This window comes from Pseudobacteroides sp. (assembly GCF_036567765.1).
Classification (GTDB): Bacteria; Bacillota; Clostridia; order Acetivibrionales; family DSM-2933; genus Pseudobacteroides.
Genome location: NZ_DATCTU010000091.1, coordinates 1 through 12414, shown reverse-complemented (window position 1 = coordinate 12414; position 12414 = coordinate 1). Strand labels below are relative to the sequence as shown.

General features: G+C 34.2%; 13 protein-coding genes and 1 CRISPR repeat array (1 of these 14 only partly in view). Of the genes, 1 reads left to right on the top strand and 12 read right to left on the bottom strand.

From position 1 onward, the window contains the following. Positions 1–679: a CRISPR direct-repeat array (repeat unit 33 nt; unit sequence ATTTCAATCCACGCTCCCTGTATAGAGAGCGAC); it reaches 5338 nt to the left of the window's first position. Between the two features lie 170 nt (positions 680–849). The 7 genes from cas2 to cas3 all read right to left on the bottom strand — a co-directional run bounded on the left by cas2 (position 850) and on the right by cas3 (position 9034). Next, positions 850–1140 carry a CRISPR-associated endonuclease Cas2 gene (cas2, locus tag VIO64_RS13450; protein ID WP_331919259.1) on the bottom strand — a complete coding sequence of 97 codons (291 nt, stop codon included), beginning with the start codon at positions 1138–1140 and terminating at the stop codon, positions 850–852. 9 nt (positions 1141–1149) lie between these two features. Beyond that, a complete protein-coding gene (gene cas1c / locus VIO64_RS13445) occupies positions 1150–2181 on the bottom strand; it encodes a type I-C CRISPR-associated endonuclease Cas1c (protein WP_331919048.1) in 1032 nt (343 codons plus the stop codon). Further along, entirely contained in the window at positions 2178–2834 is a 657-nt protein-coding gene (cas4, locus tag VIO64_RS13440; RefSeq protein WP_333783864.1) for a CRISPR-associated protein Cas4, read from the bottom strand. The genes cas1c and cas4 overlap by 4 nt, the downstream gene beginning before the upstream one ends. Then, on the bottom strand, positions 2824–3708 hold the full coding sequence (gene cas7c, locus VIO64_RS13435; protein WP_331919046.1) for a type I-C CRISPR-associated protein Cas7/Csd2: 885 nt from the start codon (positions 3706–3708) through the stop codon (positions 2824–2826). The genes cas4 and cas7c overlap by 11 nt, the downstream gene beginning before the upstream one ends. Beyond that, positions 3683–5614, bottom strand: a complete 1932-nt coding sequence (gene cas8c / locus VIO64_RS13430; protein WP_331919044.1) for a type I-C CRISPR-associated protein Cas8c/Csd1 — start codon at positions 5612–5614, stop codon at positions 3683–3685. Before cas8c ends, cas7c begins: the two co-directional genes overlap by 26 nt. Next, entirely contained in the window at positions 5615–6340 is a 726-nt protein-coding gene (gene cas5c, locus VIO64_RS13425; RefSeq protein ID WP_331919042.1) for a type I-C CRISPR-associated protein Cas5c, read from the bottom strand. Between the two features lie 264 nt (positions 6341–6604). Next, on the bottom strand, positions 6605–9034 hold the full coding sequence (gene cas3 / locus VIO64_RS13420; protein WP_331919040.1) for a CRISPR-associated helicase Cas3': 2430 nt from the start codon (positions 9032–9034) through the stop codon (positions 6605–6607). A 483-nt stretch (positions 9035–9517) separates the two neighbouring features. Between cas3 and VIO64_RS13415 the strand changes: the two genes are divergently transcribed. Then, positions 9518–9769 (top strand): transposase, encoded by a 252-nt coding sequence (locus tag VIO64_RS13415; RefSeq protein ID WP_331919038.1) that lies wholly within the window; start codon positions 9518–9520, stop codon positions 9767–9769. Positions 9770–9799: 30 nt separating this feature from the next. On the opposite strand, the gene VIO64_RS13410 is transcribed toward VIO64_RS13415, so the two are convergent. From VIO64_RS13410 to VIO64_RS13390, 5 genes are all read right to left on the bottom strand, one after another. Beyond that, positions 9800–10144 (bottom strand): DUF2019 domain-containing protein, encoded by a 345-nt coding sequence (locus tag VIO64_RS13410; RefSeq protein WP_331919036.1) that lies wholly within the window; start codon positions 10142–10144, stop codon positions 9800–9802. Positions 10145–10488: 344 nt separating this feature from the next. Continuing rightward, a complete protein-coding gene (locus VIO64_RS13405) occupies positions 10489–10833 on the bottom strand; it encodes a DUF2019 domain-containing protein (RefSeq protein WP_331919034.1) in 345 nt (114 codons plus the stop codon). A gap of 15 nt (positions 10834–10848) precedes the next feature. Next, positions 10849–11163: a hypothetical protein gene (locus VIO64_RS13400; RefSeq protein ID WP_331919032.1), complete on the bottom strand. Its 315-nt coding sequence runs from the start codon at positions 11161–11163 to the stop codon at positions 10849–10851. 393 nt (positions 11164–11556) lie between these two features. Continuing rightward, positions 11557–12075, bottom strand: a complete 519-nt coding sequence (locus tag VIO64_RS13395) for a hypothetical protein (protein WP_331919030.1) — start codon at positions 12073–12075, stop codon at positions 11557–11559. Between the two features lie 15 nt (positions 12076–12090). After that, the coding region (locus VIO64_RS13390; protein ID WP_331919028.1) for a hypothetical protein at positions 12091–12414 on the bottom strand (324 nt) is incomplete at its 5' end.

Sequence of the window (12414 nt, the reverse complement as noted above, 5' to 3'; positions counted from 1 at the left end):
GACACAAGTGACGATAAACTTATAAACATTTCAATCCACGCTCCCTGTATAGAGAGCGACATAGAACCGGAAACACCAAAGAAGAGAAAAAGAAACAGATTTCAATCCACGCTCCCTGTATAGAGAGCGACTGCGTTAGTTAATTGAGCGTTTTTAAGACTTGCAGATTTCAATCCACGCTCCCTGTATAGAGAGCGACTTAAACTCTCAGGCAATGCCTTATATTCTTCTTTACTATTTCAATCCACGCTCCCTGTATAGAGAGCGACGGCGTTGATGTATCAAATTTTTCGGAGTATGACTATTTCAATCCACGCTCCCTGTATAGAGAGCGACAATAGGAACCTTTTCTTTATACATATGACCCGGATTTCAATCCACGCTCCCTGTATAGAGAGCGACCTCATGCTCTACCCTCCTAATACCAAAATATTTTTTTATTTCAATCCACGCTCCCTGTATAGAGAGCGACCATAAATAAAATCTAAATCATCACCCCAACTTTCAATTTCAATCCACGCTCCCTGTATAGAGAGCGACCTTAAATCTCTTGAACCCATTTTACCACTCCTTTCAAGATTTCAATCCACGCTCCCTGTATAGAGAGCGACGCCATCTAGTAGACTTTCATTATCAGACATTTGAAATTTCAATCCACGCTCCCTGTATAGAGAGCGACAGCAAAATTATACAATTATGTGCTGAAAATATTAGTGAAATTGTACAACTTTGACTAACTTAAAAGGTGTCTTTTGCAATATAACTACTATTTATGTTATTCATTATACCTAAATACATATAATTTTTGGTGCGAAAGTCCCCAGTTTTTATGTTCTCTACACATTCGCACTAAATAATTATTGTTCCCTCAATATCGAGAGATGTTTTTGCTCCAATATGTTCAACTTTATTTTTGTAGTTGTTCCCTAGATAGTAAAATCTTAAGCTATCTTTATCCTTATTAATAATTTCTTGGAGCCTATGCTGCACTTCTTTAAATTTTGCGGGTTCTATTACACATTCAAAAACAGAATTTTGAACGCGTTGACCATAGTTTACACACATTTTTGCAACTTTACGCAATCTCTTTTTGCCTTCTACTGTTTCAGTATTAACATCATATGTTATAAGAACAAAAATATATATCACCTACTTCCACAAGAATGGTGGATATTCTTCTAAATCACCACGAATGCACCTTGCTAACAGCATTGATTGAGCATAGGGAACTAATCCCCATTCAATCTTTTCTTCTAAAAAAGGATGTTTCAATTCTTCTTTTTTCCGTTCCTGCCATTTTGATAATATTGTCTTTCTTGTATCATCATCCATTATAACAGCACCATTTTCTTTCTTAACAAAACCAGATGCATTTACTATTCTCTTATTTATAAGCGAAAGAACAAATCTGTCCGCAAAAACACTCCTCAATTCCTCCATCAAATCCAATGCCAAAGAAGCTCTTCCGGGTCTGTCTCTGTGAAGAAATCCCACATAAGGGTCTAATCCGACAGTTTCTAAAGCTGATGCAACATCATTAGTCAGTAAAGTATACACAAAGGATAACATAGCATTAACATTGTCTAGGGGAGGTCGCTTATTGCGTTGTGCAAAGTAAAAACTTTCCTTTTGTTGAAGAATTAAGTCATCAAAAACGCTAAAATACTGGCTTGCTGCCTCTCCCTCGAAACCTCTCAACTGCTCTAAATCAACACACCCTTTAATAAGATTAAGCGAATTTGATAAATTATAAGATACCTTCTTCAATTTAGCAACATCCAGTCTCAGTGCATAATCTCTTATTGCACGTTCAATTACCCATTTTGAATTGAAAATTTTACCTAAAATAAAATTCCTAGCCAAGAGGGCACTTGTATTATTATCTTCTGACATAAAATATTGCGTTTTTCTAAGCGTAACATTTCCCCGTACTTTTCCAACAAATTGCCCTCGGAAATTACCACTCTGTGTCATAAAACACAATGAAATATTCTTTTTAGCACATGCTCCCATCAAAGCTGGACTGGCTCCTACGTATCCAAAAGTAACAACCCCTTCCAGATTATGTAATGGAAGCCTCATAACTTCAGCCTCGTTCTTCAAAACAACAATATTTTCACCGTCTAGGGAAAGATATGCATCAGCTGAAGTTACATAAAGAGTATTTAAAAGCTTTCTCATTCCTTCAAACTCCTCTCAATATAGTCTTTAACCGATAAATTTTTGCATAGCTTTGGCATACAAATGTTTTTAAGAGAACAGGCACTACACTTCTTACTTGGCTTCACTTTGGGCGTATAACGCCTTTTATATATTTCATGCATCTCTTTGCATATCTCCACAACACAATTTTTTAATTCATCAGTAAATTCAACTTCTATTCTATGGTTAATTTCACCATAAAACATATACCCAACTTTAATTTCACAATTTAGCATCTCCTCAAGGCACATCGCCTGTGCTGTTAATTGCAAAATATCAATATCATCTTCCTTTGGTTTCCCACGTTTATATTCAACAGGAGCAGGTTTATACAAGCCCTCTCTGCCAAAAATCGCTACACCTTCCTTATCTTTTCGAAACTCAACCACGTCACAAATGCCATTTATGCCTAGTGATTTTGAGAATACAGCTATTCCTCGTGAAATAATCAAGTTTCCACGCTTTTCCTTCAATAAATTATCATGTGCTTTTTTATGAAGTATTTCTCCTTCAACGGTTCGCAAATTTTCCTGCCATTGCTGTTCAATATGTATTAACGCCCACTGCCTACGACAAAATTTAAAATGTTGTATTCCCGAAAGAGAAAGGAAGTCTTCTTCATTATATTCCATCATATTCCTCAAGTTTCAGTCCTTCCAGATTTTTAACACTTATTGTGTAGTCATCAATTGAAGAAGATTGTTCGCATTGGGATTTCTTTTCTATATGTACACTATTATGAATCTTTGAAGATGAATACTGACCTATTTTGTTATTATGTACCCACCAATATAGTTTATAAACTGCCATACTTCCATCAGGACGAGCGGATGAGCAATCATTAACAAAAATAGTCCTTAATGCCTCTTTTATTTTTTCCGAATCATCCTCGGTAAATCCTGTTTTTTCTGCCAGTTGTACATTTATGCTTCCTTTAATAAGATATACGCCAAAATCAACCCGATGCTTCATTCCCATAGTATCTGAGCTTTTCTTCGCTTTGTCATTGGATTCGTTGTTCACACTTTTAGTTATTTGAATACTTGATACACTGACGATATCTTTACTAAAAGCTGGATGAACAGATACAGGACCTCTAACACCAACAGATACACCACCTTTTTTATCGTCTTTATCGTCTTTTTCACCTTTAAAAGCAAATACCTGCCCGAAACTTCTTACATCAATCCAACTCTCACATGCGATTTTTGCAAATTCTTCATTGCTTTTTGCTTTTTCGGCAGCCATTAAAGCCAAATTAGCCTTTGCTCTTTCTCTTAAACTGTCGTAACTATCATTTTTTTTATCATCGGACTGAACAAAAATCGATTCTCCCATATCCATAAGCCGGTTTCTCATTTTTCGTTTTATGCATACATCTGAAATTTCACCATAACCATCGTATGTGGTTCTCGGCATATTACCATTTAAAGGGTCTCCATTGGGATTTGCATTTGACACAGAAACAACAACCGCAAAATCAATTTTGTTCTTCAGAATACTCATTTTCATTACCTCCTAAATTTTCTTTAGTTTTTTCAGACTTATTTGATGAATTATAGAAACAATAACGTTGCGAATCAAAGCCCAAAGCCATACGCCCATCGAGATTTTTCACTTCTTCAAAAGCCTTAGGAGGGATTTTGACGGATATCTCCTGCTTTAGCTTATATAAGTCATTTCCCCTTTCACCCAATCTTTCTATATAGGGTCTAAGCCTGTCTGAAATAATTCCCCATGTTTTACATGGATACAATGCGAATTTAGTAAAGTATCTGATTGCATTGGTATTTCGAATGTTATTATCCCCAGTCATTTTTAACGCTCTTCTTTCGATTTCATGGGCAACAGCCAATAGCCTGCCGCAATTATAATTAATATCATCGGTATCCAAATTAAGTTCCATATCCCAATCCTCTCCTTGTTCCTTATAATGTTTTTTAACTAATGAACAGGTTATACTAACTACTTTACTCCAATTGTAAATATCCTGATAATTTTGAGGATGAAAACACTTATTGACCGCTGTACGCATAATATCCAATGGCAATCTGACAGCATCACTAATGCAAGGTAAAATTCTTTCCACAGTTGCAGCAACAAGCTTGTTATCTGCCTTTAGAAAACCGTTTTGTTCCGTACCGTAAGCCACCAATGCAATATCCATCGGCGAAGGTGCTCCATCAAAACTGATAATGTTTTTATCTTTTTTCTTGTATCTATGGTGCCATTTGCAATCATTATGCCAATTCTCAATATTTTTAATGAGTTCATTTCCCTGCTTACCATGGAATTCTCTGTAAAATGTTATTGACAATCTGCCTGTAGTTGCAGAATCCAGGCCTATTAGTGCCAGACTGGTTTTATTGTCAATTTCTGCTTTGTATCCTGCAATTGCACGATTGAAACGCTCTGCAATTTCTTCTTTTGTATAAGCGAAATTTTCTGTTCCGAAATCTGGAAAATCACAAGTATCACGGATTGGATCAGGAGTTTTCTCGTTGTTTGTACCCCATAGTAGAAAAACCTTATCCCCAAAGTTTTTTCCTTGCTTGCTGATAAGCCATTTAAGTGCATTATGGGCTTTTTGAGAAACATCATAGCCGATCTGAATAGCCTGCCCTGAATTTATAAACCTGCCTCTAAAAGTAAAGCCGGTATCATCATTTGCTGAAATTAGCTTTGCTTTGTCCCCGGTGTTTCTGATCTTTGAAGGATGGTTGTTTGAACATGGAATTATTTCACCTGTAACATAGCAAAAGCCTTTGTCTTCCTGCTTGCTTAAGTAATAATCAATATAATCGTCTTGAACTTTTTTATTTTGCCAAGCAGCTGTTTCAGCATCATTTCCGCCTGACACCCTAAATCTTATAAAAGCATTGCTTTGCTCACCGATTATAGCCTTAAATATTTTTGGAATATCATTCTTGCTGCCTGGCCACTTTTTTAACAATCTGTTGTTTTCATCACATATCAACGATCCATCCCTGACTAGATCTGAAATAAGGCAGCCTTTCTTCAGGTAATTGTAAATTGCTTGAACTTGCTCGTTTGAGTAACTGGAATTGCACCAATCCTCCAGATCTGCCATATACTTTTCATGGAAATGTGATCCTTTTTCTCCTCCAAAAGCACTATAATCCCCGGCAAGATACTGAAGCTTATCAAACAATGGGTGGTTAACCGGATTTGAGCCAGATCTGCTTGATGAAGATTCCGAGCAAGGTATCATTGTTTGTTTGTCACTTTCAACAACATAGCTTCTGATAAAATTTCCATCAATATCAATTTGCACTTCAATATCTGCATTTTGGGTTGTGTGTGCAATTGGCAATAGAGGGGGATTCAATCCGTCAGTATCACCTTTCATAACATTTTCATAGGTGGTGTAAAGCATATTCATCCAACTCATTTATACACCTCCATGTGCTTTATATCCGTCAAGAAGCCCAGCTTCGGCAGTACCGCTAAAATTAACCTCATTAAATTGTTTTGCTTTCATTTCTCTTATTAAATGTTTTTTATAACATTCTTCAGGTCTGCAGAAATTGATGATACCATCTTCCATTTTTGGCAGCCAAAAGTTTGCTATCATTTTACCCTTGCCATTCTCATCTGGATAACTGATTGAATGGTATTGTAAGCCAAATTCCATTTTACCCATATTATCATAATAGCCTGTACCATCCATAAAGTTGTACGGAATTACATATCCCTGGCACTCTCTTACTCCTAAAAATATATCTCTGCGCCCGCCTTTTTCAATACATCTTTTGGCAATAAAGTAGTGCTTGTTCTCGTTGTGATCCTCTTTTAAGTCAGGCCGATGTACATTAAATTCAAAATGAGCTTTTACATGATATTCTACATCGCTTAAATATGTATACATCGCTAGGTCATTTCCTCCACCGTACTTTATTGGGCGAATACCTTTTGCTTCTGTCCGTATCGGCTTCATTATCCGCACACTATCAATTATCCAGATCAGACTGGGCTTCCAGTATACCGATTCTGTAATGCCCTTTAAAGCTTGATATGTTGGAATCATAAGCGAACATTTTTCTCCACCGGTTTTAGTTAGTGGATCAGTAAAAAGTGCATATCTGCCAATTACCTTAAATGTAACCGAATTTTCCATATATGTATCCTTTCTTTAAAATTACAATTTATTTACTTAAAATAATACTAGAGTTTTATAATGATGTCAATACATTACATTATTTTCTTAAGAATGACATTGTTGTTGCTGTAGACTTGTATTTTTTGTAAATTAAATGTTCAATTATTTAGTATCCTATGCTATAATAAACTGTCATTTAAATATGCGGATTGAAATTTTAAAATTACTATTTTTGTGAAAGACGAAGAGACGCCTTAACTGACTTGATTAAGGCGTCTCTTTTTAAATATTTAAAAATTCCATTTGTTTTTCTGTTACAACACCGATAGACTTGTCGTAATAGCCATCTTTTAGTACGTATATACCAGGTATTTCTGATAATTCAAAAGCATTTTCACTTTTTAACCTATTCATTTGATTTTCAAAAATATTTACCGAATATTGCTGGGCAAGTTTGAGGTACTTCAGTTTGTCACCAAATGATTTTGAACTAAAAAGTCCTGCTATTATTTTTTTGCCTTCACCATAAGGAACAATTACAGATGTAGTTAAATCATCAATAACCCTAAAATGCTTTCCGGCTGTTTCAAACATAAAATTAAGGTACAGCTGGCATTTTTCACCGTATTTGTCTTCATACCACTGCTTATTGGCCACTGTGCCATCCAGCATTTTATAGATTTCAGTATTGCAATTATGCTCTTTAACCCTAACAGGATAATTCATAAGTTTTCCAATATCTTTATCAGCATAGTAATAGTTATAATAGCATTTTATTGCTGCTGGTGAAAGTAAATCGTTATCAAATTTTTCGGAATTTTTAGAGTACTCATACAGAATCTCCGCGGCATGCTTTTCTCCCAATTCTATTTCTTTGAGGCTTCCTAGGTTTTCATCGGAAAGATTAATAATATACGATACTTTAATGTCACCTTCACCATGCCTGTTTCCTCTACCGGTAGCCTGAGCTATAGAGTCCAATCCAGCCAGGTGACGAACCACTGAGTCAAAGCTTATATTGATACCGGCTTCAATTAATTGGGTGCTTACGCAAATTACAGATTTCTTTCTATTTAAACACTTCTTCATTACCCGTATTATTTTTTTCCTATGGGAAGGACAAAGATTAGTGCTTAAATATAAAATGACGTGCTCTTTATTACCGTTTCTTTTTTTTAGCTCATTATACGTTTTTTCTGCACAAGATTTTGTATTTAAAACAATCAGAACACTTGATAAAGCCTTCTTAAGTTCATATATAAAATCACCAAGGATTTCATAAGAGTATCCCCTATCAATTCGCTTGTCTTCAACTTGCATTCTTTTAAATCCTTTAAATTTCTCCGATAAATCAGGGATGATTTCTCCATTATTTTCCTTTAGCAGCGGAATTTTTGTATCTGATAAATTCGGTTGTGTTGCTGAGCATAGTATCACTGTTGTATTGCATATTTTACTCAAATAGTTAATAGCACTGTTAAACAAAGAAATACAGCGTATAGGTATTGCTTGAATTTCATCAAATATCAAAATTGAATCGGAAAGATTATGCATTCTTCTTAATGACTGTGTTCCCCCTGCATAAATAGTTTCCAAAAACTGTACCATAGTTGTAAAAATAATAGGGCAATCCCATCTCTGAGTCAATACTTTATAATTATTTTCGTCTTCATCATTATCATGTATAATATTGGAATGATGCTCCAATAAATAATCATCGCATTTTAAAAGATCCCTAATTTCATTTGCATTCTGTTCGATTATAGTTGTAAAAGGAAGGATATATATTATCCTATTTTTATCTTTTGCTGCTGCGTGCTTTAAAGCAAATCTGAGACTTGACAGTGTTTTTCCCCCTCCGGTTGGAACAGTAAGTGTATAAATACCTGTTTCCCTATCGCAAAACTCCGCACATGCATCTGAAACTTCAAGTCTTAGCTGTTTAATCCTTTCTTCAAGGACAGAATTTGTTTTGATATTTCTAAACTCGGAGATCTTATTCTCCATTATTTCGGAGTATTGTTCCCATAATACTTTTGTATCAGGATAAGGCTCCTCCTTATTATCCATAAATAAATATGTATCATATCTGTCGGCATCAATCAGAATGCTGTATAATTGTTTAATCAGCAATTGCAGGCAAAAAGGGCGGGATAATTTATTTTCCGTTATTTCTTTGTCCAAGGCCTCTATTTCCTTACATGCATTAAAAAATAGCTTTTCTATAGCTTTTTCATCACATATTTGTTCAAAAAAACGTGTCGTAGCCTGCTGATATGACAAATCAGTTTTTTTTCGTTCAAAGCGTTTCAATAATGGTGTTTCACAATCAAATGATATAAAATCATGTAACCCACCATGATGGTAACAAACAATCATTGAAATAATTTCAGATGTTATTTTCACATATCCTGCTGTATTATGAAATTTATTATATATATACATGCCGCCAATTCTGCCATGATCAACTTTGCTACAGGATTTTTTCCATTCTTTTAAAGTTCCATTTTCTTCATGAACTATAGCAGTTGTAATATATTCTTGAAATTCATCACTAAGTTTTCCCATATCATGAATTAATCCAATTAATTCAGAAGTATTAGGTAAACCCGTATTTTTTCCGTAAATTTTACAGTATTCCGAAACTTTTATCAAATGCTCCTTGACTGTTTGATGTTTTTTGTCACTTTTCCTATAATGTGCAGTATACATAATAAATCTTTGCACTCCTTATAAACTTCACTTTTACTAAATATAAGCTCTGTTAATTATTTTTTCAATGTTAATTTTATATAAATAATTTTACTAAGTCTACTGCTTTTTACACTAAATGTTATGCAATTTAGCTAAATATGAGATTTCAATCGGCCTCAGAGTCTAAAAAATGAGATCGAATTATACAATTGTACAAATATTGCTCGGATTGCATTTTAGTAAATACTCGGACGAAACTACAAGGGGATTATATGGTATGGTAAATGTGAAAAGCTTTTGATGGTAATCTTTTACATTGATCAGTCTGAGGGACTCTATGATCTTTGGAGCACAACCAATTTGATGGACACATAGAAAGCTTGTATAATAGACAAAAGAAAGGATGTGTCCACCAATGGCAGCAAACACCTATTTGACCTTATCCCGAATTGATAGACATCCAAAATGACTATATAATAAAGTCAATAGGAGGTCAAAAAAATGTCACATAAGAGATTTGATAAAAATTTTAAAGACCGTGCTGTGAAATTAGTAATTGAAGATGGTAGGAAAAAAAGCGATTTAGCTCAGGAACTTGGTTTGCATTACTCTACATTAAATGAATGGGTAAAAGAATACGAGAAAGATGGAGTTAATGCATTTCCTGTAAGTGGAAAGTTAAAGCCTGAAGATGAAGAAATTAGGAAACTAAAAAAAGGCATATCCCTCTCTTTAATTTCCCATCATGGCTAATTAATTTAAGTCTTAATGGTATCCAATTATCTAGAACTTTAAGTTTCCGTTTTCCCACTCTCTTAAAGTCATTTTAGAAGTGAACCCAATTAATCCCCTAGCATTTGAAATTTCATTTAGAGCTTCCTTAGCTTTCTCTGGGTTTACTGGTATAATGCTGTATGCAGCATTATACCTTACATAAATATTTTCATGATTAATAAGGGATATTAAGCTCTCCATTGCTTCGTCACCTATTTCTTTTAACTCTTCTCTTATCTTTCTAAGTTTATCATACTGCTGATTCACAATTTTTGAGTTTCCCACCGACTCAGCTTCTTCTAACCTCATAGATGCATCAACAAACATTTTAACAAGTTCTTCTATGCTTCTCATCTCTTATCCTCCTATTTTAGAATGGATTAAACACCCATCCTCTTGATGCTGGAATTACATTGCCATATTGTTGTAGGATTTCAATACCGTATTTGAACTGCTCATCAAAGCTCTTTCCTGCCAACCAATCACGTACTGTCAAGCCATTCGTAAATGGTGGCTCTATTTGTATAAGTTCAGAAAAAATACCATAATACGGTGATTATTTTGTACTATGGCATTTCTTGTTTTATGTTTTAATATTGCATCATATACTTAAATACATATTTTCCTTCTTGAAGGAGTTGCCAACACACTTTTATACCTCAACAAGGGACTTATCAACAACATTTTATTAAATAATTCTAGAACTCCAAGTTTCCCTTATCCCATTCTCTTAAAGTCATTTCAGCAGTAAATCCTATAGAACTATTTAGTTTTGATATTTCAACCAAAGTCTTTTTAGCCTCTTCTGGGAAAAACGGTATTATAACAAATGAAGCATTATACCTTACATAACTATTCTCATGACTTAAAAGAGATATTATATCGCTAAATGCTATGTTTCCTATCCTCCTTAATGACTCCCTAATTTTTCTAATTTTAGCATACTGCTTATTCATCATGTTAGAATCACCAACAAGTGTTGCCTCTTCTTGCTTTATAGACTCTTGAACTAAAGTTTGTATTAGTTTTTCAAGTTCACACATTTTCCACCTCACTAATTAAAACGGATTAAATACCCATCCGCTTGATGTCGGAATAATATTCCCGAATCTCTTTAAGTATTCAATTCCAAATTTAAATTGTTCATCAAAGCTTTTTCCTGCTAACCAATCTCTTACTCTTAATCCACCCGTAAAATCCTGTATAGATGAGTAATATCCACTAATTTGTGCATGTATGCTACCTCCACCTGATGGTAATGATACCACATTATTCAAATTATTAACAGTAGTTGTTGAAAAACCACTTTTTGATATCTGCGACTGCTCAACAATATGGTGCCATTGGCTCTCATCACCAGGTAATCTGGACATTTGCGTATATATTGGACATTATTAGCTTTCCTGCTGCAATTATTTCATCCGCTGATTTTACCTGCATATTTCCAAATACCTTCAATTACTTCAGTGAACTTTAACCCAATTGGTATATCAATAGTTCAAGCAATGAAAACAAGCCAGATAATATTTTTTATATCCGGCTTGTTTTTAAGGATTCCTTCCTCTATTTTACTTTGGCTGCCTTATTTTGCTTACACTTTGGCACTATTGGCAACAAGAAACTCACGTTTAAAATCTTCATACAATGAAAATGCTTCTTCTAATTTTTAAAGATGCAAGGAAACTTTATAAATGTTATTTAGTGCCTTTTATTTGTTGTGCAAACCAATTCCACTTATTTTTAGGTGTGGAATTGGTTTCGCTTGGTTAAAATGTTTCTATAATTTTTAATGATTTATAATCAGATGGTTCATTCATCTTAGCAGCATAAAACTGAGGATTATCAAAATTGGTCATCTCAAAAACTTCACCATTAGTATAATCTATATGTTTTTTTAAAGATTCTACTACAGAATTAATATTTATAGCTTGTATAATATCTCTATTTAATGTTATAAACACACGCTGACACCTTAGGTTTGCTGTTCTTATCATATATATATTATAATCAAATGCTGCTTGTTTAAATTCATCAGGCATAGAGTATAATTCCAATGATGATAATATTTCACTATTATCAAATGCTTCGATTAATTTTTTCTCTATCCTTCTTAACGTGTTAATCTTTGAAGATTTAAAATTTGTACCTGATATCCCAATATAATTTGGTTCAAAATTCAAATCTTGTATTTGTTTTTTTGAGTATTCATACCAATTTTTCCAACTGCCAATATTATCAGATACACTTCCATATAAAACTATTGATAATGTATTAAATATAGCCATTTTCTCTTACCTCCATTATGATATTACTAAAATAAATGCTTTCCCAGCTTTATCACCCAAAATTCTTTGATTATCAGCCATTCTAAGTTCTAAATCTTCAATCTTATCCGTCTTACTAGGAACTTCATATTGATCAATCTTGCCGTCAGCTCGTTTTACAAGCAAGTCTGGTCGGCGGTTTGGCTCGATCTTATTTAGGTCGGTTACGTTACTTAATCCTTTATTCAGCCAGATTTCTTCGGCATCGCTATGCTGGGCAAGATCAATTGCTTTATCGACCATAGTGTCCCAATGGCCAGCTGTTCCATTGTTATGTGGTGCACTTGGTAAGGAAATTCG